Below are 21,739 nucleotides of genomic sequence, written 5' to 3'. Positions count from 1 at the left end.
CCCCTGGTTGGTGTCGTCATCCCTCGTTCATATGGAGCCCTAGTCATGCCTGACAAGATCGTCGTCGCCGGAGTTGCCGTCGACACCCGGCACTGGATCGGCGGCAAGCGTGTCGCCTCCGCCGGTACCTTCACCGACACCTCTCCCATCGACGGCGGCGTCCTCGGTGAGATCGCCCGCGGTGGTCCCGCCGAGGCCGAGGCCGCCGTCGCCGCCGCCCGTGAGGCCTTCCCCGCCTGGGCCGCCACGCCCCGTGCCGAGCGGGCCCGCATCCTGCACGCCATCGCCGACGGGGTCGAGAAGCGGATCGAGGAGCTCGCCGTCGTCGAGACCACCGACAACGGCGCCCTGCTGCGCTCGCACCGCCGGGGCGTGATGCCCCGCGTCGCCCACAACTTCCGCTTCTTCGCGGACTGGTTGCTCTCCCTCGGCCACGAGGACTTCGAGACGCGCGGGCACACCAACCACGTCTCCTGGGACCCGGCCGGACCGTGCGTGCTGATCACCCCGTGGAACGCGCCGCTCATGCTGGCCACCTGGAAGGTCGCCCCGGCGCTCGCGGCCGGCGACACCGTCGTCCTCAAGCCCGCCGAGTGGTCCCCGCTCACCGCCTCCCTCCTCGCCGACATCGCCGCCGAGGCGGGCCTGCCCGCCGGTGTCCTCAACGTCGTCCAGGGCTACGGCTCCGAGATCGGCGACACCCTCACCGCGCACCCGGACGTGCGCCGGATCAGCTTCACGGGCTCGGTTCCCACCGCCAAGCGGATCGCCGCGTCCGCCGCCGCGAACCTCACCCCGCTCAGCCTCGAACTCGGCGGCAAGTCACCGCTGCTGGTGTTCGCCGACGCCGACCTGGACCTCGCGGTCGACCTCGCCGTGGAGCAGTACGACAACGCCGGGCAGGTCTGCCTCGCCGCCACCCGCATCCTGGTGGAGGAGTCCGTCGCCGAGGAGTTCACCCGGCGCTTCGCCGACAGGGCGGGTGCGCTGACGCAGGGCGACCCGCGCGACGAGGCCACCGACATCGGTCCCAACATCCACCCCCGTCAGCTGGAGAAGATCGACGGGTTCGTGCGGCGGGCCGTCGAGGCCGGGGCCCGTGCGGTCGTCGGCGGGGAGCGCCGGGACGGGCAGTTCTACGCGCCGACCCTGCTCACCGATGTCGCCCAGGACTCCGAGATCGTGCAGGAGGAGGTCTTCGGGCCGGTCCTCACCCTCCAGACCTTCGCCGACGAGGACGAGGCCGTACGCCTCGCCAACGACACCCGCTTCGGGCTCGCCGCCACCCTCGCCACCGGCGACCCCGAGCGCGCCGAACGCGTCACCGCGCGGCTCGTCGCCGGCACGGTCTGGGTCAACTGCTTCTTCGTACGCGACCTCCAGGCCCCCTTCGGCGGCTCCCGCCAGTCCGGCGTCGGACGCGAGGGCGGCACCTGGAGCTTCGACTTCTACTGCGACCTGAAGAACACCGTCACCGCCCCGAAGGGATGGAGCCACAGCCATGGGTGAGATCGTCGGGGCCGGGCTGCTCGCCCATGTCCCCACCGTCGTACTGCCGGAGGCCGTCCGGCTGGAGCTCAACGAGGGCAAGGAGATCACCCTCGTCACCGGCCTGAAGGAGCTCCGCGCGGAGGTCTTCGAGCGGGACGACTACGACACCGTCGTCGTCCTCGACTCCCACTGGGCGACGACGGTCGAGTTCGTCGTCACCGCGCAGCAGCGCCGCGCCGGTCTCTTCACCTCCGAGGAGCTGCCGCGCGGCATGTGCCGGATGCCGTACGACTTCCCGGGCGATCCCGAACTCGCCCACAACATCGCGAGGTTCGCCGACGAGCACGGCACCTGGATCACCGCGATCGAGGACGACCACCTGCCGATCTACTACGCCACCATCAACCTCTGGAAGTTCCTCGGGGAGGGGCTGCCGGACAAGCGGTGGGTCACCATCGGCGTCTGCCAGACCGGCGACATGGAGGACCATCTGCGGCTCGGCCGTGCCCTGGCCGACGGCATCGCCGCCACCCCGGGCCGCCGCGTCCTGCTCATCGCCTCCGGCGCCCTGTCGCACACGTTCTGGCCGCTGCGCGAACTGCGCGACCACGAGTCCAGCGACCCGGCGCACATCTTCACCCCCGAGGCCCGCGCGGCCGACCACGAGCGCATCGCCTGGTTCAAGGAGGGCCGCCACGACAAGGTCCTCGACACCATGGACGAGTTCTGGAAGTACAAGCCCGAGGCGAAGTTCTTCCACTACCTGATGATGGCCGGCGCCCTCGGCGAACAGTCCTGCGTCGCCAGGGCCCGCCAGTACGGCGAGTACGAGAACTCCATCGGCACCGGCCAGGTCCATCTGTGGTTCGACCGTCCCGCCGACGGCTGGACCGGCACGGAAGCGTCCGCATCCGTGCCCGCCGCGCCCCACAACCCGCACCGTCGCTTCTAGGAAGGCCGTCATGCCCGAATACCGCCGCATCCTCCTCGACGGCGCAGCCGTCCAGGTCACCGTCGACGGGGACGAACTCGTCGCCGGTGACGGCCGGCGCGTCAAGACCGAGGACGCCCAGCACCTGCCCCCGGTCGTCCCGTCCAAGGTCGTCGCCGTCCACCTCAACCACCGCAGCCGGGTCGAGGAGTTCCGGATCGACCTGCCGGACACCCCGACCTACTTCCACAAGCCGACCTCGTCCCTCAACTCCCACAAGGGCGCGATCGTCCGCCCCGACGGCTGCAAGTGGCTCAACTACGAGGGCGAGGTCGCCATCGTGATCGGGCGGACCGCGCGGAACGTGTCCCCGGCCGAGGCGGGGGAGTACATCGCCGGCTACACGATCGCCAACGACTACGGACTGCACGACTTCCGCGACACCGACGCGGGCTCCATGCTCCGGGTCAAGGGCTCCGACACCCTCTGCCCGCTCGGACCGGGCCTGGTCACCGACTGGGACTTCCACGGCAAGCGGCTGCGGACGTACGTCAACGGCGAGGTCGTGCAGGACGGTTCGACCGACGAGATGAAGTGGGACATGCACTACCTCGTCGCCGACATCGCCCGCACCATCACCCTCTACCCGGGCGACGTGCTCCTGTCCGGCACCCCGGCCAACTCCCGCCCCGTCCGGCCCGGCGACGTCGTCGAGGTCGAGGTCGAGGGCCTCGGCCGGCTCACCAACCACATCGTCACCGGCCCGACCCCGGTCCGCACCGACGTGGGAGCCCAGCCGACCGAGTCCGAGGAGGTGCTGTCCACCGCGCTCGGCGGGGACTGGGAGTTCCGCGGCATCCGGCCGCCCAGGCGTTGACCGTGCGTACGGCCGTGCCGGACCCGGCGGGTAAGGTCGCGAACATGACCGCATCCGCCGAGGGACCCGAGCGATCCACCAGGTCGACGGGCTCCGAGGCCCCGCAGAGGGACCGCAAGCCACGCAAGCGCATGAACTACGGCGAGGGCCGCGAGGCCCTGCTCAACGCCGCGGTGCGGGTCGTGGCGCGCGGCGGGCTGCGCAAGCTCACCTACCGGGCGGTCGCCCAGGAGGCCGGCACCACGCACGGCCTGGTCGTCCACCACTTCGGCTCGCGCGACGCGCTGATCGAGGAGGCCCTCGCCCACGCGATCCGCACCTCGCTCAGCACCAGCGCGCTCGAACCGGGCACCGGCAAGGTCGCCGACTTCTCGGTGGGCGTCTCCGACATGGTCATCGCCGACCCGGACATCCAGGCATTCCAGTACGAGCTGCTGCTGGAGGCCCGGCGCCGCCCGGAGCTGCTGCCGCAGATCCGTGCCCTGTACGACGACTACTTCGACGCCACCCGGCGCGAGCTGTCCCGGATGCTCCCCGAGGACGCCGGGCAGCCGCTGACCCGGCTGATCTTCGCCGCGCTGGACGGGCTCGTGCTGCACCAGCTGGTCTTCGGTGAACCCGGGACCACCGACGCCGCGATCGAGGAGCTGCGCGGGCTGCTCCGACTGCTCTCGGCCGACGGCCACGAAGCACCGGAGAACGACGGCTGACCTGCACCTTCAAGGACCCCGGGCACCCGTGGCCCGGGGTCCTTCCACGTTGTCGCGGCAATTCTCGGCGCCACCCCTTGCCAAACGGATAGTTCCAGCCCACCATGGGGCAACTCGTTTGGCCTGAAACGAAATCCTCCTTTCCCCTGGCAGGTGATCCGAGTGGACAGTCAGACGGCGGTCCCGAACCAGACCGCGCCCGACGCCTCCACCGCAGGCAAGCTCAAGCCCAACTCTCTCGGCGTGCTGGGCATCCTCTTCTTCGTCCTCTCCGCCCAGGCGCCGCTGACCGGCGTCGCGGGCGCCGTCCCCATCGCCGTGGCCATCGGAAACGGCGCCGGGGCCCCGGCCGCCTATCTCGCGGCCGGTCTGATCACCCTGCTGTTCTCGGTCGGCTTCGTCGCCATGGGCCGGCACGTGGTGGACGCCGGTGCCTTCTACCGGTACATCGGCAAAGGGCTCGGCCGGGACCTCGGCCACGGCAGCGCGGGCATCGCCCTCTTCGCGTACTGCGCGGTCCAGGCCGCCATGTACGGCCTGTACGGCGCCACCGTGAACGGGCTGCTGGCGCACTACGCCGGCATCGACGTGCCCTGGTGGGTGTGTGCCCTGGTCACGATGGCGATCGTGCAGGTCCTCGGTGCCCTGGGCATCGAGATGGGCGCGAAGGTGCTGGCCGTGTTCGTACTGGCCGAGTTCAGCATCCTCAGCGCCTTCGCCGTCGTCACCTTCGCCAAGGGCGGCGGGCCCGAGGGCCTCGGCTTCGCGGACACCTTCTCGCCGGGCGCGGCCCTGGAGGGGGCGCCGGGCGTGGCGCTGATGTTCGCCGTGGCGTCCATGATCGGCTTCGAGGCCACCGCGATCTACGGCGAGGAGGCCCGCGAGCCCCGCAGAACGGTGCCCCGCGCGACATACGCGGCCGTCGCCCTCGTCACCGGCTTCTTCGCCTTCGCCTCCTGGATGCTGATCTCCTCCTACGGCGCCTCGAAGGCGGCCGGCGCGGCGGGCAAGGCGCTTGAGGGCGGTGACTCGACGGCGTTCGTCTTCGCGCCGATCGCCGCCCAGTTCGGCACCTGGGTCAACGACGTGCTGCCGGTCCTGCTGGCCACCTCGCTCTTCGCCGGCATCCTGGCCTTCCACAACTCGGCCAACCGCTATCTGTTCTCGCTCAGCCGTGAGGGACTCCTGCCGCGAAGGGTGTCGGCGGTCAACAACCGGCACTCGCCCGGTGTCGCCGGCTTCGTGCAGACGTCGATCGCCGTCCTGCTGGTGATCCCGTTCGCGCTGGCCGGCAAGGACCCGGTGCTCACCCTGTTCTCGTGGGGCAGCGGCATCGCCGTACTGGCGATCATGCTCCTGTACTTCCTGACCTCGGTCTCGGTCGTCGCCTTCTTCCGGCGCGAGCGCCTCGACACACGGCCGTGGAACACGCTGGTCGCCCCGCTGCTGGGTGCCGTGGGGATCGCCGGGGCGATCTGGCTGATCGTCGAGAACTTCACGACGCTCATCGGCGGCGACCGGACCACCGCCCTGTGGCTCCAGGCAGCGGTCCCGGCCGTCCTGGTGCTCGGCGTCGTCACCGGCCGCCTGACGCGACCGGCCCGCACGTAGGCCGGTAGGTCATGCCTGTCGTCCGGCCGGGGCCGAGGAGCCGCCGGCCGGACGGCGGGTGAGCGCCCGGAGGGTGCCCGGCGTCGCCCGGCCCCGACCGTCTTCTTCTTCGAGATCGCACGTCATCTGGAGGTCCTCGCATGCCGGCCGTCACCCACGAAGAGTGGCTGCGTCGCGCCAAGTCCCTGCACCTGTCCGGCGCCCATCACATCGACGGCGCCGACGAGCCGGGCGGGGGAGCGGCCTTCGCGGCCGTCTCGCCCCGGGACGGGCAGGTCCTCGCGCAGGTCGCCGACGGGGGCGCCGCCGAGGTGGACGCGGCCGTCGCAGCCGCCCGGCGGGCCTTCGACACCGGACCCTGGCCGCGCCTGGCGTCTGCCGAGCGCGGCCGTGTGCTCCTGCGGATCGCCGACCTGCTTCAGGAGCGGCGCGCCGAACTGGCCCTGACCGTCAGCCTGGAGATGGGCAAACCCATCACGGACGCCCACGACATCGAGCTGCGCGCCGCCGTCAACACCTTTCGCTGGTACGGCCAGCTCGCCGACAAGCTCACCGACGAGTCCCCGCACACCGCCCCCGACGCCCTCGCCCTGGTCACCCGGGAACCGGCCGGGGTCGTCGGCGCTGTCGTGCCGTGGAACTTCCCCCTGACGCTCGCCGGCTGGAAGGTCGCCCCGGCGCTCGCCGCCGGCTGCACGGTCGTACTGAAGCCGTCGGAGAACTCCCCGCTGTCGGCGTTGACGCTTGCCCGTGTCGCCACCGAGGCGGGGCTGCCCCCGGGTGTGCTCAACGTGGTGAACGGCGAAGGCCCCGTCGCCGGACGTGCCCTGGGGCTCCACCCCGACGTCGACGTGCTCGCGTTCACCGGCTCCACCGCCGTCGGCCGGCACTTCCTGCACTACGCGGCCGACTCCAACCTCAAGCGGGTCTGGCTCGAACTGGGCGGCAAGTCACCGAACATCGTCCTGCCCGACGCCCCCGACCTGGACCGGGCCGCCGCCACCGCGGCCTGGGGCATCTTCTTCAACCAGGGCGAGATGTGCACGGCACCCTCCAGGCTCCTCGTGCACTCCTCCGTTGCCGATCGCGTCACCGAGGCCGTCGTACGCCGGGCCCGCGAGCTGCGGATCGGCGACCCCCTGGACCCGGCCACCGAGATGGGCGCCCTGGTCGGCGAATCCCACCTCGGCCGCGTCCTCGGCCACATCGGGACCGGCAGGGAGGAAGGCGCACGCCTGCGGACCGGCGGTGAGCGGATCCTCGCCGAGACCGGCGGCACCTACCTGGAGCCGACCGTTTTCGACGGGGTCGCGCCGACCATGCGGCTGGCCCGCGAGGAGATCTTCGGCCCCGTCCTGTCCGTCCTCGCCTTCGACGACCTGGACGAGGCGGTACGGCTGGCCAACGCCACCGAGTACGGCCTCGCCGCCGGCCTGTGGACCTCGGACCTGTCCACCGCCCACCGTGTCTCGCGGGCCCTGAAGGCCGGCACGGTCTGGGTCAACTGCTACGAGGAGGGCGACCTGACCGTCCCCTTCGGCGGGATGAAGCAGTCCGGGAACGGCCGCGACAAGTCCGTGCACGCCCTGGAGAAGTACACCGAGCTCAAGACGACCTGGATCCAGCTGTGACCCGTCCCCTGATCGCCGTCCCCGCCCGCTTCTCCGCCACCACCTCGGCCCTGCGGTACGCCGCCGAGGTCAACGCCCGCGCCCTGATCGAGGCGGTGTGGCGAGCGGGCGGCGAACCGGTGGGCATCCATCCCGCAGCCGGTGACGTCGCCGGCCGGCTCACCCGCTTCGACGGGATTCTGCTCCCCGGCGGCGGCGACCTCGCCCCGCACCGCTACGGCGCCGCCGACACCCACGCGGCCGTCTACGACGTCGACGACCTCCAGGACACCTTCGACCTCGAAGTCGCCCGGCGCGCACTGGACCTGGGCATCCCCCTGCTGGCGATCTGCCGCGGCCTGCAGACCGTGAACGTCGCCCTCGGCGGCACGCTGGAGCAGGACATGGGCGGTCCCGAACGCGAACACCGGCACCTCGTGCACCCGGTGGCCGTCGAGCGCGGCACCCTGCTGGAACGTGCCCTCGGCGCGGAGAAGGCGGAGGCATCCTGCTACCACCACCAGCGCGTGGACCGCCTCGGCAGCGGCCTCACCATCACCGCCCGAGCCGCCGACGGGACGGTGGAGGGGCTCGAACTGCCCGGCGCGCAGGGGTGGTTCACGGCGGTGCAGTGGCACCCCGAGGACACCGCCGACCGCGACCCGGCACAGCAGGCGCTCTTCGACGCCCTGGTGGGGGCGGCACGCGAGCGGCGCTGAGCGAGGAGGCCCTCAGCCGTCGGTCCTGGCCCGCCGTCCGCTGCGGCGAGGTGCCGGCTCGGCTCCGTCGAGCAGGGCGAGGCGGCGCTCCTCGCCCTGCTCCTCGACCTGGATCACCACCCGCCGCAGTCCCTCCGCGACGCTGCGGCACTCCTCCTCGCTGAGCTGCCCCGCGACGAACGCCTCCTCCTCGTTGAACGCCGGGAACAGCCGGCGCATCAGCTCCTCGCCCTCCTCGGTGAGGCTGAGCAGCACGAGCCTGCCGTCACTCGGATGCCCGGCCCGCTTCAGCAGCCCGCGCCCCTCCAGCGTCCGCGCCACGCCCGTGAGCGTGCCCTTGGAGATCCCGGCCTCCTCCGCCACATGCCGGGTCTCCGACTCGCCCCACACCCAGACCACCCAGAGCACCACGAACGCCGTCCAGGTCAGATCGACGCCGCGCAGCACGGAGTTCTCCAGGTGCTGCCGGACCGTCGAGGCCGCGCGGTAGATGTTGGCGACCACGGCCATCTGCTCCCGGTGCAGCGGGATACCGCCGAGCTTGGCCTCGGCCAGCTTCTCGGCGGCGGTGATCGATCGTTGGCCGGGCATGGAACTCTCCTTTGGCCGCGACGTCGGACAGGCGGTGTCGGACGGGGAACAGGCGTTTTTCGTTCGGGTTCAAATTGTACGGAAGGGGCCGCCGCTTCCCGGACCCTGGACGCCCTCTTGACGTGGGCCGCGAGCGGACCGACACTCGAGCATATTCCTAGTGAATTGGTAGGGAAGCATGGGGCGCCTTGAGTCGGTCACCGGTCGAGTGATCCGTACGCCCCTTCTCACGTCCCGCCGTCACATCGACCTGCTCCGCGTATGCAGCGCGATCAGCCCACTGGGCTGAACCCCCACGTCGCCTTCGCCGACCGCGCACGTCCACACGCCTGCCCCGGGGAGAGTCATGTCCGTCACACCGCTGGCCGCCCACACGTCCACCCGGCCCGCCCCCGCCTTCAGGGGTCGTATCGGAAGGGACGCGCGCAGCGGCCACTACGCCGTGCCGCGCCGCTACCGCCTCCATCTGTCGACCGCCTGCCCGGACGGCCTGCGCATCGCCGTCGCCCACGCCCTGCTGGGCCTCGACGACATCTGTCCCGCGACCTTCCTGGCCCCGATCCCCGACTCCGCCGACGACGGACACGCCGTGCTGCGTCCGCTGTACGACGCCAGCGCCCACCGCTACTCGGGACCGGCCCTCGCGCCGGTCCTCAGCGACGACTGGTCCGGGCGCATCGTGAGCAACCACGCCCCCGACATCACCCGCGACCTCGCCCGGCGCTTCGGCCACGGACGCCTGGAGCTCTACCCGTGCGGCGCCGAGTCGGAGATCGAGGCCGTCGAGGACATGTGCGCACAGGGCATCGAGGAGGCCGCGCAGCGAGCGGGCGCGGCCGGTGCCGAACCGGCGGAGCGCGACGAGGCGCTCGGGACACTGCTGCGCTCCCTCGGCGCGCTGGACCGGTGGCTCGACGGACGTACCTACATGATTCGCAATCAGATCACCGCCGCGGACGTGGAGTTGTGGGTCACCCTGGTCCAACTCGACACCGTCCACCGGCACCACCTGGACGCCGCGGCGGTGCAGCGCATCGCCGCGCACCCTGCCCTGTGGGACTACGCCCGCCGGCTCGCCGCCCACCCGGCGTTCGGCGCGCACCTCGACCTGGACGCCATCGCCCGTCGCCACCACGCCCGTTGTCAGGGCCTGGAAGCCGCGGGCGCCGCCGTCCAGATCCTGGACTGGGCCGCCCACGCGGTAGCCGGGACCGGCGCCCGACCGCAGGTCGAGGGGCCCTGAGCCGTTCCGCACCATGGACCGGCGTTGACATTCGTTCGGGCAACTGTCTTAACTTACGGCCCAGAACGGTCATGAGCGTCAGCGACAAGCCCTGGCTCGCTGACCGGCAACCCTCGCGTCGCGGTGGGGTGCCCCAGGTGACGACCGGACCGGATGACATTCGGTAAGCGCGAGGCCCACCAGGGCCGGAAAAGCGAGTGACGACATGGACGCAGCTCCCAGGACGGCCGAACGCCGCTCCCAGAGCCGTGTCCTGCCGTTCACGAACCTGCTCGTCGCCGACCGCACCGTCGATCTGCTCCGGGTCAACAGCGCACTGTGTACCGCACCGGGCTGCGCCCGCTGTCGTGGCTGACGCCTTCCACCGGCCACGCACCTCCTGACGAACACCGCACCGGCGGTGTGCCGTCGCCCGCCCAGCCCCAGGTACCCGCGCCTCCCGTGAGACGTCACGCCGCCCCGCGGCCGTCGTCGCCGCACCCTGCGCCGGGTCCGGGGAATTCCGACTCCTGCCGGAGCCCTCCATGAGTGAACCCCCAGGCGCCGCCGTGTCCCTCGCCGAGGCACCGCCGCCCACCGACACGACGTCAAGACCCCTAGCGGCACAGCGAGTTCTGCCGCTGCGACGACCCGGTCGGTGGATCGCCACCGCGGTGGTCCTCGTCCTGGCCACCCAGTTCGTGCACGGCCTGGTGACCAACCCCTTCTACCAGTGGGACCGCTTCGGCTACTGGTTCCTGCGGCCGACCATCCTCGACGGACTGCTCGTCACCCTCGAAGTCACCGCCTACAGCGCGGTATTGGGGCTCCTCGGCGGCATCCTGCTGGCGCTGGCCCGGCTCTCGCGGAGCCCGGTGCTGCGGGCGGTCAGCTGGATCTACGTCTGGGCGTTCCGCTCCATCCCGCTGATCGTGGTGCTGCTGTTCCTCTACAACTTCAGCGCCCTGTACAGAACGCTGAGCGTGGGCGTGCCCTTCGGCCCCGCCTTCTTCTCCTTCGACGAGTCGAAGCTCGCCACCGACATCGTCATCGCGGTCGTCGGCATCAGCCTCCACGAGTCCGCGTACGCCGCCGAGGTCGTCCGCGGCGGCATCCTCTCCGTCGACCAGGGCCAGCACGAGGCGGCCGCGGCCCTCGGCCTGCCGAAGGGCTACCAGTTCAAGCGGATCGTGTTCCCGCAGGCGCTGCGCTCCATCATCCCGAACTACGTCAACCAGCTCATCGGCCTGATCAAGGGCACCTCGCTGGTCTTCTACGTGTCCCTGCTCGACCTGTTCGGCGCCGCGCAGTCCATGGGCTCCACCTACCCCGGCGACATCGTGCCGCTGCTGATGGTCGCCACCGTCTGGTACCTGATCCTCACCAGCGTCGTCTCCGTCGTCCAGTTCTACGTCGAGCGGTACTACGCCCGCGGCGCCACGCGTTCCCTGCCGCCGACCTCGCTGCAGAAGCTGCGCATCGCCATCACCGACCTCAGGGCCCGCGTCCGCAGGGAGGCCGCCGTATGACCGCCGAAAGCCTCCTGAGCACGGGCGCCACCGTGGAGGTGCACGACGTGCACAAGTGGTACGGCGCCCACCGGGTGCTCAACGGCGTCGACCTGACCGTACGGCCCGGCGAGGTCACCGTGATCCTCGGCCCGTCCGGCTCCGGCAAGTCCACCCTGCTCAGGGTCGTCAACCACCTGGAGAAGCCCGAGATCGGCCACGTCAGCCTCGACGGCGAGCTCATCGGCGTACGCCGGCAGGGCGACCGGCTCAAGGAGCTGAGCGAGCGGGCCATCCTCACCCAGCGCGGCAGGATCGGCTTCGTCTTCCAGAACTTCAACCTCTTCCCGCATCTGACGGTCCTCGACAACGTGGCCGCCGCCCCGGTGGCGACCGGCAGGCTCGGCAAGCCCGCCGCCCTGGAACTCGCCCGCGACCTCCTCGACCGGGTCGGCCTCGCCGACAAGGCCGGCGCCTACCCGCGGCAGCTCTCCGGCGGCCAGCAGCAACGCGTGGCCATCGCCCGCGCCCTCGCGCTGCGCCCCGGCGTCATCCTCTTCGACGAGCCGACCTCCGCCCTCGACCCCGAGCTCGTCGGCGAAGTCCTCTCCGTCATCAAGGACCTGGCGACCAGCGGCACCACCCTCGTCATCGTCACCCACGAGATCGGCTTCGCCCGCGAGATCGCCGACCGGGTCGTGTTCATCGACGGCGGCCGGATCGTCGAGCAGGGCCCGCCCTCCGAAGTCCTCGACAAGCCACGGCACGAGCGGACCAGGGACTTCCTCAGCAAGGTCCTCTGAGCCCACCGCTCCCCACGAACTCCCCCCACGCCCCACCTCACCACCCTCTCGAACACCAAGGACGGCCATGCCCACGCACCTCACCCGACGCAGCCTGATACGCGGCATCACCGCGGCGACCGCCGTCGCCACCCTCGCCACCGGGCTCGCCGCCTGCGGTGGTGACAGCGACGCCGCCACCCGGACGAACGACAGTGCCGGCACGGTCACCGTCGGCACCCTGTCCAACGGCGCCGCCAAGGAAGCCACCCTCAAGGTCACCGAGGTGAAGTCCATCAGCGACCAGCTGCCCGACGACGTCAGGAAGAGCGGCAAGCTGGTGATCGGCTCCGGCACCCTGCCCTCCGGCGCGCCGCCGCTGGGCTTCGTGGGCAGCGACCAGAAGACCCTCACCGGCTCCGAGATCGACCTGGCCCGGCTGGTCGCGGCCGTCCTCGGCCTCGAACCCGAGGTCAAGCGGTTCACCTGGGAGAACCTCTTCGTCGGCATCGACAGCGGCAAGGTGAACGTCGGCTTCTCGAACATCACCGACACCGAGGAGCGCAAGCAGAAGTACGAGTTCGCCTCCTACCGCAAGGACGACCTCGCCTTCGAAGCGCTCAAGGACTCCGAGTTCGCCTTCGACGGCGACTACGAGGTCCTCGCGGGCAAGACCGTCTCCGTCGGCGCCGGCACCAACCAGGAACGCATCCTGCTGGAGTGGAAGAGCAGGCTGGAGAAGGAGGGCAAGAAGCTGACCGTCAAGTACTTCCAGGACAGCAACAGCACCTACCTGGCCCTCAACAGCGGCAAGATCGACGCCTACTTCGGCCCGAGCCCCAACCTCTCCTACCACGTCACACAGACCGCGAGCACGCCCACCCCGACCAGGATCGCCGGCCAGTTCTCCGGCGCCGGGGCGAGTCTCCAGGGCCTGATCGCCGCGACCGCCAAGAAGGACAGCGGCCTCGCCGAACCCCTCGCCGCCGCGATCAACCACCTGATCGACAACGGCCAGTACGCGAAGTGGCTCGCCGCCTGGAACCTCTCCAACGAGGCCGTGTCCAAGTCGGAGGTCAACCCGCCCGGACTGCCGCTCGACAACTCCTGACCGACCGTCGTCCGCTTCCCGTCACGGACCTCCAGGAAGGCACCGACCCGTGTCCCCGACCCCTTCTTCCGCCCTGCATCTCGCCGTCGCCCTGGACGGCACCGGCTGGCACCCCGCCTCCTGGCGGGAGCCGGTGGCCCGGCCGCGCGACCTGTTCACCGCCGCCTACTGGGCCGACCTGGTCACCGAGGCCGAGCGAGGACTCCTCGACTTCGTGACCATCGAGGACGGCCTCGGCCTCCAGTCCTCCCACTTCCTGGACCCGGACGAGCGCACCGACCAGGTACGCGGCCGCCTCGACGCCGTCCTCGTCGCCTCCCGAGTGGCGCCACTGACCCGGCACATAGGTCTGGTGCCGACAGTGGTATCCACACACACGGAGCCGTTCCACATATCCAAGGCCATCGCCACCCTCGACCACGTCAGCACCGGCCGCGCAGGCCTGCGGGTGCAGCTCACCGCCCGCCCCAACGAGGCCGCGCACTTCGGCCGCCGCACCATCGCCCGCATCGAGGCCTACGACAGCCCCGCCACCCAGGACGTGGTGACCGACCTGTTCGACGAGACCGCCGACCATGTGGAAGCGGTCCGCCGGCTCTGGGACAGCTGGGAGGACGACGCCGAGATCCGGGACACCACCACCGGCCGCTTCATCGACCGCGACAAACTGCACTACATCGACTTCGAGGGCAGGCACTTCAGCGTCAAGGGCCCGTCCATCACACCCCGCCCACCGCAGGGCCAGCCGATCGTCAGCGCCCTCGCCCACGACACCGTCCCCTACCGGCTCGTCGCCCGCGCCGCCGACATCGGCTACGTCACCCCGTACGACGCCGACGAGGCGCGCGCGATCGTCGCCCAGATCCGGGCCGAGCAGAACGCGGCCGGGCGGGCCGCCGAACCCCTGCATGTCTTCGGCGACCTGCTCGTCCTCCTCGACGACGACCCGGGCGCCGCGACCGCACGCCGGGAGCGGCTCGACGAGCTCGCGGGACAGCCGTACACGAGTGACGCCCTGACCTTCGCCGGTACGCCCGCCCAACTCGCCGACCTTCTGCAGGAGTTGCAGGGCGCGGGGCTCTCCGGGTTCCGGCTCCGGCCCGCCGTCGCGGGACACGACCTGCCGGCGATCACCAGGGGACTCGTACCCGAACTCCAGCGCCGGGGCGCCTTCCGCCGTGCCTACGAGGCCGACACCCTGCGCGGTCTGCTGGGCCTGGCCCGCCCCGCCAACCGCTACACCGCAGCCTGAGCCGGAAAGGACCGCAGCCATGACCAAACCCCTGAAGCAGATCCACCTGGCCGCCCACTTCCCCGGCGTCAACAACACCACCGTGTGGAGCGACCCGCGGGCCGGCAGCCACATAGAGTTCAGTTCCTTCGCCCATTTCGCGCGGACAGCCGAACGCGCCAAGTTCGACTTCCTGTTCCTCGCCGAAGGACTCAGACTCCGTGAACAGGGCGGACACATCTACGACCTGGACGTCGTGGGCCGGCCGGACACCTTCACCGTCCTCGCCGCGCTGGCCGCCGTCACCGAGCACCTCGGACTGACCGGCACCATCAACTCCACCTTCAACGAGCCCTACGAGGTCGCCCGCCAGTTCGCCAGCCTCGACCACCTCTCCGGCGGCCGCTCCGCCTGGAACGTCGTCACCTCCTGGGACGCGTTCACCGGCGAGAACTTCCGCCGCGGCGGCTTCCTGCCGCAGGACGAGCGCTACTCCCGCGCCAAGGAGTTCCTCGCCACGGCGGGCGAACTCTTCGACTCCTGGCACGGCGACGAGATCATCGCCGACCAGGAGACCGGCACCTTCCTGCGGGACGCCAAAGCCGGAGCCTTCGTCCACACCGGGCAGCACTTCGACATCCACGGACAGTTCAACGTCCCGCGTTCGCCGCAGGGCCGCCCGGTCGTCTTCCAGGCCGGTGACTCCGAGGAGGGCCGCGAGTTCGCCGCCGCGGAGGCCGACGCCATCTTCAGCCGGCACGGCACCCTGGAGGCGGGCCGGGCCTTCTACACGGACGTGAAGTCCCGCATGGCCAAGTACGGCCGCCGCCCCGACCAACTGCTCATCCTGCCCGCCGCGACCTTCGCACTCGCCGACACCGACGCCGAGGCCGAGGAACTCGCCCGTGAGGTGCGCCGTCAGCAGGTCAGCGGAGCCACCGCACTCAAGCACCTGGAGTTCGTCTGGAACCGGGACCTGTCCGCCTACGATCCGGAAGGCCCCCTTCCCGACATCGACCCGGACGTCGGCGACGACCACATCTCCCAGGGCCGCGCCCAGGTCCGCATGTACCGGGACCCGGTCGCCACCGCCCGCGAGTGGCGCGAACTGGCCGCGGCCAACAAGTGGTCCATCCGCGACCTGGTCATCAACACCGGAAACCGGCAGAACTTCGTCGGCTCCCCGGCCACCCTCGCCACGACCATCGACGACTTCGTGCAGGCCGACGCCAGTGACGGCTTCATCCTCGTCCCGCACATCACGCCGACGGGCCTGGACGAGTTCGCCGACAAGGTCGTCCCGCTGCTCCAGGAACGGGGCGTGTTCCGCACCGAGTACGAGGGCACGACCCTGCGCGACCACCTCGGCCTGGCACACCCGGACGAGACACCGGCCGGACGGATCGCGTCGTGAAGTGACGGGCAGGCGGACGCCGGCGTGGCCGGGAATCGTCACCCTCCCCCGAAGGTGGCGTTTCCCGGCCACTTCCCCGGCGCCGGACTGTGGACTGTCCCGTCCGCGCACGTCAGCGGATCCGTGCCGTCACCAGCACATGACCGCTGTCTCCCCCGACCCCCAGCCGGTATAGAGGCGTACCCGGACGAAATAGCGGCGGCCCTTGACGAGGCGCGCCTTGAGCGTGGCGTTGTGCGGGGTGCCGCCGTCGTCCTGGGCGGTGAGGTAGCGCGGCTCCCCGTCGCGCTCCTCGAAGACCACCACGACGGTGTCGCTGTCGCCGAACGTGCCCACCGTGTACTCGCGCGTCTCGGGCGGCTCGACGACGAAGTCGGCCTGCTCCGCCGGGCCCAGCCGCAGCGGAACCGAACGGAAGGGCACCAGCTCGCGCGGGCCGGGCGTCTCGGCCTGCGGGTACCAGCGGCGGACGAACTCCTTGTCGGCCCTGGACAGCACACCCGGCGGGTTCAGTCCCCCGCGGAACTGCTCCGGCTCCAGGATCAGCCCGCCTGAGAAGGGATACTCCATGATCGACTGAGGGTCCCAGACGGAACCGTTGACCTCGTTCGCGTCGAGCTTGCGAAGGATGTTGAAGAACGTCTTGTCCCGGCTCCAGAAGTTCGGCGGGCCGGCCAGATCGGCGTACACGGCCTCGTCGTCCCAGTGGATCCCGGCGAACGGGCTCTGGTGCTCGTGCAGCATGCCGAGCGCGTGCCCGATCTCGTGCAGGGCCGTCCCGCGCTCCCCGGGCACCGTCAGGTCCCAGCCGAAGTTCATGGTGCGCTCGTTCAGTCCGACCTGGAGCGCGTCCTTGCCGACGGTCGACCAGGAGCCGTCGCCGAGCTGGAACCCGACGCGCAGCTCGGCCTCCGACCGGTCGCCCACCTCCGTGAACGACAGCCCGATGCCGAGCCCCTGCCACTCCTGGAAGCACTCGCGCACGACGTCGCGCTGCTCCTTGCTGCCGACCCACGAGACGTGCCGGCTCTCGCCGGTCTCCGGGTCCGGTATCGAGGAGCCGTCGGAGTCCCGGTCGAAGAAGTGGTAGTGCAGCACTGTTCCGTTGACCCACATACGGCGTCCGCCGATGAGCGCACTGAGCCGCTCGGCGGCCAGGCCCGGCGCGAAGGCGGGGGCCGGCTGCTGCGCGAGGGAGCAGTAGCGAGCGGTCATGCGGACAGGTTGCCGTGAGCCCGCCGCGGGCGCCTGAGTCGAGGGCTACTCAAGTACCCGTGTATCAGAAGTGAGTCACCACGCTCCTATTTCCGTGACGACCTACGTACGCGACGCGAAGACCCTGGAACTGCCCTGGCCGTTCACCGGCCGGGAGGACGAACTGGAGCTGGTCCGCGGGGCCTTGGCCGCGGGCCGGCACGGCATCGTGATCACGGGCCCGGCAGGCAGCGGCAAGACCCGCCTCGTCACCGAGGCCGCCCGCGGCACCGACTGCGCCCGGGTGGCCGGCACCCCCGAGACCCGCCGTATCCGCTTCGCCGCGTTCGCGCACCTCGTCCCCGAGACGGCCTCCCTGCACGGCGCCTTCCAGCATCTGTCCGGCGTACGGCTGCTGCTGGTCGACGACGCCCATCTGCTCGACGACGCCTCGGCCGCCCTCGTCCACCAGCTGGCCGTGCACGGACGCACCCGGCTCCTGGTCGTCACCACCGACGGAGCCCCCGCACCCGGCGCGATCTCCCGGCTGTGGACCGGCGAACTCCTGCCCCGCCTCACCCTGGAGCCGCTGCCCCGCGAGGACACCGCCCGGCTGCTGGCCGCCGAAGCGGCGGGCGCCGGCCTCGAACCGCTCACCGTCAACCGGCTGCACCGCCTGTGCCGCGGCGACCTGCGGCTGATGCGTGACCTGACGGGCGCCATACGCGAACGCGGGCTGCTCACCCGGGTCGAGGACACGCAGGAGTGGGCGTGGCGGGGCCCGGTGCCGATGACTACGACCGCGCGCGAACGCACCGCGCACGTCCTCGACCGCAGCTGCCCCGAACAGGGCGAGATCCTCGAACGTCTCGCGTTCGCGGAGCCGTTGCCGCTCGACCTGGAGGCGGACCGGCTCGATCTGCGCGCCCTGGAACACCTGGAGGCCGACGCGCTGGTCCACGTCGACGACCAGGGCGCCGTCCGCCTCGCCCACCCCCTGCACGGCCCGGTGCTGCGGGCTGCGGCCGGCCGGCTGCGGGCGAGGCGCCTGTCCCGTACGCCCGAACAGTGCGGCCCCGCCCTCGACGCCGAGCGGGCCGCGCTGAGCCGCCGTATCGAGCGCGCGGACGTACGGGTGGCTCCGGCGCCGGTGGGGGAGTGGCTGGTCGCGGAGGGCGCGCGGCTGCCGGCCGGATACGCGGCCGTACGGGCCCGGTTCGCGCGACTGCGCGGCGAGCTGCGGGAGGCGGCGGCCTGGGCCCGGGAAGGGCTGCTGCACGCCGCCGACGAGCCGTCCTTGCGGCGCGAACTCGTGCTCGCCGAGGCGCAGTCGGGCGATGCGACGGCCGCGCACGAGATCCTGGGTGGCCGCCCCCACGGGGGTGGGGCGGTCACCCGGCCGAACGCCGTCGGTGACGCCGGTGAGGCGCCCGGGGCTGAGGCCGGTCCGGCGGTTGGGGCTCACGGCGGCGACGGCGGGGCGGTAGCTGGTACGGCCGGGGCGGTCGGCGGTGACGCGTACGACGCCGTCCGCCTCGGCGATCCCGAGCGCGCCGCGGGCCGGCTGACGGGTGTCTTCGCCGAGCATGCCGACGCGCTCGCGCGTGCCGACGGTCCAGCGCTGGACCAGGTGGCCCGACAGCTCCAGGAGCGCGGCTTCCTGCTCTTCGCGGCGGAGGCGCACGCCCAGGCTGTACGGGCGCACCGCGACCCGCGCGCCGCCCGCACCTCACGCACGCGTGCCGTGGCGCTGGCCCGCCGCTGCCAGGGCGCCCGCACCCCGGCGCTGTCCGGCCTGGTCCTCGGCGAACTGACCGCCCGGCAGCGGCAGATCGTCACCCTGGCCGCCACGGGCCTGAGCAACCGGCAGATCGCCGAGAAGCTCACCCTGTCCGTGCGCACGGTCGGCAACCACCTCTACAGCGCCTACGCCCGCCTGGGCGCCAGCGACCGCGGGGCCCTGCCGTGGCTGGTGGAACAGCCGGCGTGAGCGACAGCGCGCCTCAGGGGGCCTGGGCCCGCAACCGATCCGCGGCTGCCGTCGCGCGGGCGCGACCGGCCACGACGAGCCCGCGGACGACCGGCGGCAGGTCGCGGCACGTCCGTCGTGGCATCACCGGCGGAGCGTCACGCCGCGCCGAACGCCGAGAACGCCCATCCGGTGGCCCGGTGCAGCGCGTCGCCCGGCAGTGCCGCACGAGCGTCGCGCAGGGCCTCGGCGAGGGACAGCCCCTCGCTGAGCCCCTTGTGCAGCGCGAGCATCAGCGGCACCACGGCGGCGTCGTTGACGGGCGCCGTGCACGCCACGACCCCCGCCGTGCCGAGCGGCAGCAGCGCGGTGACCAGACCGAGCAGTTCGTCCGCGCCGACGGAGGCGAAACGGGCGGTGTCGCAGCAGGACAGGATGATGCGGTACGGACTGCGGTCCAGGCGCTCGAAGTCGTGCACGATCAGCGGGCCGTCGGCCATCCGCAGCGACGAGAACAGCGGGCCGTCCGCGCGGAACGTGCCATGGGCGGCGATATGGGCCAGCGCGGCGCCGTCGAGCTCCTCCAGCACTCGTCGTGCCCGCGCGTCGGCATGTTCCAGGACGACGGCACCGCCGTACCGGCCCGCCAGATGCGGCACTTCGGCGCCGCCGGTCGCAAGGCCCGGCCCGCGCACCAGCACCTGGCGGCCGCCCGGCGGCGGTTCGGTCTCCCGGGCGCGCAGCCAGCCGCTCGCCGACGGCGACACGCTGAGCACCCGCTCCCGCAGCGACGGCAGCAGCGCCCACGGCACCCGGTGCAGCCGGGCGGGCGGTACGACCACCACGGGACCGTCGCCGAGATGCGCCGCCGCAGGACCGAGCAGCAGCTCCTCCAGCCGACGGCCGGCGGCCTCCACCACCGGAAGCCGCGCCTCCGCGCCCGGGTGGGCCAGCCGCCGCAGCCCGGCCTGGACGTGCTCGGCCTCGGTCTCCGCCTCGGCCAGCAGCCCCGCCTCGAAGCGGCGCACCCGCCCCTGGCCGCACAGCAGCACCTGCACCCGCCCGTCCAGCACGGCGAGTTCGACGAGCCGTACGTCGTCGCCCAGCCGCTCCAGCAGCCGGCCCGGGTCGAAGCGGTGGCCGTCGCCGGGTGTGTCGCCGCGCAGATGCAGCGTCCGGGAGCGGATCTCCCGCTCCAGGCGCCGCTGTTCGCGCTCCAGTACCGGCACCGGACGCGCCTCGCGCCGGGCCTCCTCGGCACGCGCCGCGATCTCCCGGAACGCGGTCAGGTCGCTCAGCAGCTCCGGGTCGGCCGGCGGCCGGGTCGGCGGCGTCGACAGCGCGGTGGCCCGCCAGCGCTCGCTCCACACCAGCAGCCGGCGCGGGCTGCCGGAGTCGAGGCTGGCCTGCTGGGCCAGCGCGGCCAGTTCGGCGCCCTGGGCGGTGGCACGAGCCCTGAGCTCCGAGGCGCCCAGCGTCATCCGGTGGGCGTCGAGCACGTCGAGGCCGCGCCGGCACGCCTCCAGGACACCGCGCCCGGACCCGGCGGCCTGTGCCCGCAGCGCCTGCGCCGCCCAGCCCGTCATCCGCGCCAGCGGCGGCCCGTTGTGCCGGCTGCGGGCGGCGACGCCCAGATGCCGCTCGGCGTCGGCCCGCCAGCCCAGGTTGAGCGCGATCCGGCCCGCGAGCAGCGACGCCTCCGGCGCGGCCGGCGCGCCGAAGGAGGCCAGCCGGTCGGCGACCGCCGCGGTGTCGGCCACGAGCCGCCCCGAACTGCGCCCGGCGGCCACCCGTGCCTCGATCAGGACCAGCCGGGCGTGCGTCTCCCACCAGCTGCGCCGCTGCCCGGCGAACAGCCGGACGGCCATGTCGGCACGCGCTATCGCGGTGTGCGCGTCGCCCGCCAGCCGCGCGGCACTCGCCGCCGCCAGCAGCAGCTCCGCCTTGCGGGTGGACTGGCCGCCGATGCCGTCGAGCACGGCGATCGCCGCGTCCGCCTCGGCCAGCGCCTCCGGCGCCAGCCCGGCCGCCATCAGCACCTCGCAGCGGCGGATGTTCAGCATGAACGTCGGCGTGCCGAGCTTGGCGTAGCGCTCCTCGGCCTCGTCGAGCAGCCGCAGCGCCACCGGGATGTCGCCCGACCGGAATGCCGCCAGGCCCCGGCTCTCCACCGCGTCCGCCTTGTCGTGCTCCTGGCCGGTGGTGTCCCACAGCGCCTCCGCCGCCGTGAAGTCGGCGTCCGCCCGGTCCACCGCGCCGAGCGCCAGATGCACGGTCGCGCGCAACGTCAGCGCCCGGGCCGTCCAGATGACGTCGTCCACCTGCCGCAGCACCGGAATCGCCCGGCGCACGTCCTCCAGCGCCTCCCGGTGGTGGCCGAGGACCCAGCGGGCGTAGGCGCGCCGGAACAGCACGCGGGCACGCGTGTGTCCGCTGCCGCGCTCGATCCCGCGCTCCAGCGCGGCCAGCCCCTGCTGTGTGCGCCCCGCATGCACCAACGCGACCCCGAGCGCCGCCAGGACATCCGCCTCGCGGTCGGCGGAATCCGCCCGTGCCGCGAGATCCCGGGCACGCCGCAGATGGTGCAGGGCGATGCGCATGTCGCCCCAGTCCCGCTGCCAGATGCCGATCACCTGGTGGGCCACGGAGGCGTGCAGGGGCGAGGGATCGGCGTCGAGCAGCCCCTCCGCCCTCGCCAGCGCGTCGTTCGGGGCGGCGAACACCATCGGCAGCAGTTCGAGAACCGATTCGCTTCCCGCTGTCACTCA

At 72.1% G+C, this 21,739-nt stretch carries 19 protein-coding genes and 1 riboswitch; of the genes, 16 read left to right on the top strand and 3 right to left on the bottom strand.

Annotated elements, in window-relative coordinates; all coding sequences use genetic code 11:
* Positions 1–45 precede the first annotated feature (45 nt).
* From CP983_RS05180 to CP983_RS05150, 7 genes are all read left to right on the top strand, one after another.
* On the top strand, positions 46–1,509 hold the full coding sequence (locus CP983_RS05180; protein ID WP_150498692.1) for an aldehyde dehydrogenase: 1,464 nt from the start codon (positions 46–48) through the stop codon (positions 1,507–1,509).
* Entirely contained in the window at positions 1,502–2,443 is a 942-nt protein-coding gene (locus CP983_RS05175; RefSeq protein WP_150498691.1) for a 3,4-dihydroxyphenylacetate 2,3-dioxygenase, read from the top strand. Before CP983_RS05180 ends, CP983_RS05175 begins: the two co-directional genes overlap by 8 nt.
* 10 nt (positions 2,444–2,453) lie before the next feature.
* A complete protein-coding gene (locus CP983_RS05170) occupies positions 2,454–3,299 on the top strand; it encodes a fumarylacetoacetate hydrolase family protein (protein WP_107908581.1) in 846 nt (281 codons plus the stop codon).
* A gap of 44 nt (positions 3,300–3,343) precedes the next feature.
* Positions 3,344–4,009: a TetR/AcrR family transcriptional regulator gene (locus tag CP983_RS05165; protein WP_150498690.1), complete on the top strand. Its 666-nt coding sequence runs from the start codon at positions 3,344–3,346 to the stop codon at positions 4,007–4,009.
* A gap of 162 nt (positions 4,010–4,171) precedes the next feature.
* Positions 4,172–5,620: an APC family permease gene (locus CP983_RS05160; RefSeq protein WP_150498689.1), complete on the top strand. Its 1,449-nt coding sequence runs from the start codon at positions 4,172–4,174 to the stop codon at positions 5,618–5,620.
* Positions 5,621–5,760: 140 nt separating this feature from the next.
* Positions 5,761–7,251 carry an aldehyde dehydrogenase gene (locus tag CP983_RS05155; RefSeq protein ID WP_150498688.1) on the top strand — a complete coding sequence of 497 codons (1,491 nt, stop codon included), beginning with the start codon at positions 5,761–5,763 and terminating at the stop codon, positions 7,249–7,251.
* The gene (locus CP983_RS05150; RefSeq protein WP_150498687.1) at positions 7,248–7,949 is read left to right on the top strand and encodes a gamma-glutamyl-gamma-aminobutyrate hydrolase family protein; all 702 of its coding nucleotides are present in this window, start codon (positions 7,248–7,250) and stop codon (positions 7,947–7,949) included. Before CP983_RS05155 ends, CP983_RS05150 begins: the two co-directional genes overlap by 4 nt.
* A gap of 12 nt (positions 7,950–7,961) precedes the next feature.
* Here the strand turns inward: CP983_RS05150 and CP983_RS05145 are convergent, their stop codons facing one another.
* Positions 7,962–8,540: a MarR family winged helix-turn-helix transcriptional regulator gene (locus CP983_RS05145; protein ID WP_150498686.1), complete on the bottom strand. Its 579-nt coding sequence runs from the start codon at positions 8,538–8,540 to the stop codon at positions 7,962–7,964.
* Between the two features lie 178 nt (positions 8,541–8,718).
* Here CP983_RS05145 and CP983_RS45065 point away from each other — a divergent pair, with 178 nt between their 5' ends.
* The 8 genes from CP983_RS45065 to CP983_RS05115 all read left to right on the top strand — a co-directional run bounded on the left by CP983_RS45065 (position 8,719) and on the right by CP983_RS05115 (position 15,808).
* Positions 8,719–8,829 carry a putative leader peptide gene (locus CP983_RS45065; RefSeq protein ID WP_312025373.1) on the top strand — a complete coding sequence of 37 codons (111 nt, stop codon included), beginning with the start codon at positions 8,719–8,721 and terminating at the stop codon, positions 8,827–8,829.
* Positions 8,830–8,886: 57 nt separating this feature from the next.
* A complete protein-coding gene (locus CP983_RS05140) occupies positions 8,887–9,783 on the top strand; it encodes a glutathione S-transferase C-terminal domain-containing protein (protein ID WP_150498685.1) in 897 nt (298 codons plus the stop codon).
* Between the two features lie 67 nt (positions 9,784–9,850).
* Positions 9,851–9,959: riboswitch (SAM riboswitch) on the top strand.
* A gap of 29 nt (positions 9,960–9,988) precedes the next feature.
* The gene (locus tag CP983_RS43850) at positions 9,989–10,138 is read left to right on the top strand and encodes a hypothetical protein (protein WP_163017098.1); all 150 of its coding nucleotides are present in this window, start codon (positions 9,989–9,991) and stop codon (positions 10,136–10,138) included.
* Positions 10,139–10,307: 169 nt separating this feature from the next.
* Positions 10,308–11,291 (top strand): amino acid ABC transporter permease, encoded by a 984-nt coding sequence (locus CP983_RS05135; protein WP_150498684.1) that lies wholly within the window; start codon positions 10,308–10,310, stop codon positions 11,289–11,291.
* The gene (locus CP983_RS05130) at positions 11,288–12,073 is read left to right on the top strand and encodes an amino acid ABC transporter ATP-binding protein (protein WP_150498683.1); all 786 of its coding nucleotides are present in this window, start codon (positions 11,288–11,290) and stop codon (positions 12,071–12,073) included. The genes CP983_RS05135 and CP983_RS05130 overlap by 4 nt, the downstream gene beginning before the upstream one ends.
* Positions 12,074–12,140: 67 nt before the next feature.
* Complete coding sequence (locus CP983_RS05125) at positions 12,141–13,163, top strand: ABC transporter substrate-binding protein (protein ID WP_150498682.1); 1,023 nt, start codon at positions 12,141–12,143, stop codon at positions 13,161–13,163.
* Between the two features lie 49 nt (positions 13,164–13,212).
* On the top strand, positions 13,213–14,415 hold the full coding sequence (locus tag CP983_RS05120; RefSeq protein WP_150498681.1) for an LLM class flavin-dependent oxidoreductase: 1,203 nt from the start codon (positions 13,213–13,215) through the stop codon (positions 14,413–14,415).
* 19 nt (positions 14,416–14,434) lie between these two features.
* Complete coding sequence (locus CP983_RS05115) at positions 14,435–15,808, top strand: NtaA/DmoA family FMN-dependent monooxygenase (RefSeq protein ID WP_150498680.1); 1,374 nt, start codon at positions 14,435–14,437, stop codon at positions 15,806–15,808.
* 129 nt (positions 15,809–15,937) lie between these two features.
* Here the strand turns inward: CP983_RS05115 and absR1 are convergent, their stop codons facing one another.
* Positions 15,938–17,023 (bottom strand): beta-glucuronidase AbsR1, encoded by a 1,086-nt coding sequence (absR1, locus tag CP983_RS05110; RefSeq protein ID WP_150498679.1) that lies wholly within the window; start codon positions 17,021–17,023, stop codon positions 15,938–15,940.
* A gap of 94 nt (positions 17,024–17,117) precedes the next feature.
* Here absR1 and CP983_RS05105 point away from each other — a divergent pair, with 94 nt between their 5' ends.
* On the top strand, positions 17,118–18,992 hold the full coding sequence (locus CP983_RS05105) for a LuxR family transcriptional regulator AbsR2 (RefSeq protein WP_167537646.1): 1,875 nt from the start codon (positions 17,118–17,120) through the stop codon (positions 18,990–18,992).
* Positions 18,993–19,129: 137 nt separating this feature from the next.
* On the opposite strand, the gene CP983_RS05100 is transcribed toward CP983_RS05105, so the two are convergent.
* Positions 19,130–21,697 (bottom strand): CHAT domain-containing protein, encoded by a 2,568-nt coding sequence (locus tag CP983_RS05100; RefSeq protein ID WP_125526020.1) that lies wholly within the window; start codon positions 21,695–21,697, stop codon positions 19,130–19,132.
* Between the last annotated feature and the right edge of the window lie 42 nt (positions 21,698–21,739).

This window comes from Streptomyces chartreusis (assembly GCF_008704715.1).
Taxonomy (GTDB): Bacteria; Actinomycetota; Actinomycetes; order Streptomycetales; family Streptomycetaceae; genus Streptomyces; species Streptomyces chartreusis.
This window is presented reverse-complemented; position numbering and strand designations above follow the sequence as displayed.

Bases quoted from the DNA above. Each gene is read 5' to 3' on its own strand.
- CP983_RS05180 (WP_150498692.1), top strand. From the start codon at position 46: ATGCCTGACAAGATCGTCGTCGCCGGAGTTGCCGTCGACACCCGGCAC.
- CP983_RS05175 (WP_150498691.1), top strand. From the start codon at position 1,502: ATGGGTGAGATCGTCGGGGCCGGGCTGCTCGCCCATGTCCCCACCGTC.
- CP983_RS05170 (WP_107908581.1), top strand. From the start codon at position 2,454: ATGCCCGAATACCGCCGCATCCTCCTCGACGGCGCAGCCGTCCAGGTC.
- CP983_RS05165 (WP_150498690.1), top strand. From the start codon at position 3,344: ATGACCGCATCCGCCGAGGGACCCGAGCGATCCACCAGGTCGACGGGC.
- CP983_RS05155 (WP_150498688.1), top strand. From the start codon at position 5,761: ATGCCGGCCGTCACCCACGAAGAGTGGCTGCGTCGCGCCAAGTCCCTG.
- CP983_RS05145 (WP_150498686.1), bottom strand. From the start codon at position 8,540: ATGCCCGGCCAACGATCGATCACCGCCGCCGAGAAGCTGGCCGAGGCC.
- CP983_RS45065 (WP_312025373.1), top strand. From the start codon at position 8,719: ATGGGGCGCCTTGAGTCGGTCACCGGTCGAGTGATCCGTACGCCCCTT.
- CP983_RS05140 (WP_150498685.1), top strand. From the start codon at position 8,887: ATGTCCGTCACACCGCTGGCCGCCCACACGTCCACCCGGCCCGCCCCC.
- CP983_RS43850 (WP_163017098.1), top strand. From the start codon at position 9,989: ATGGACGCAGCTCCCAGGACGGCCGAACGCCGCTCCCAGAGCCGTGTC.
- CP983_RS05135 (WP_150498684.1), top strand. From the start codon at position 10,308: ATGAGTGAACCCCCAGGCGCCGCCGTGTCCCTCGCCGAGGCACCGCCG.
- CP983_RS05130 (WP_150498683.1), top strand. From the start codon at position 11,288: ATGACCGCCGAAAGCCTCCTGAGCACGGGCGCCACCGTGGAGGTGCAC.
- CP983_RS05125 (WP_150498682.1), top strand. From the start codon at position 12,141: ATGCCCACGCACCTCACCCGACGCAGCCTGATACGCGGCATCACCGCG.
- CP983_RS05115 (WP_150498680.1), top strand. From the start codon at position 14,435: ATGACCAAACCCCTGAAGCAGATCCACCTGGCCGCCCACTTCCCCGGC.
- absR1 (WP_150498679.1), bottom strand. From the start codon at position 17,023: ATGACCGCTCGCTACTGCTCCCTCGCGCAGCAGCCGGCCCCCGCCTTC.
- CP983_RS05100 (WP_125526020.1), bottom strand. From the start codon at position 21,697: ATGGTGTTCGCCGCCCCGAACGACGCGCTGGCGAGGGCGGAGGGGCTG.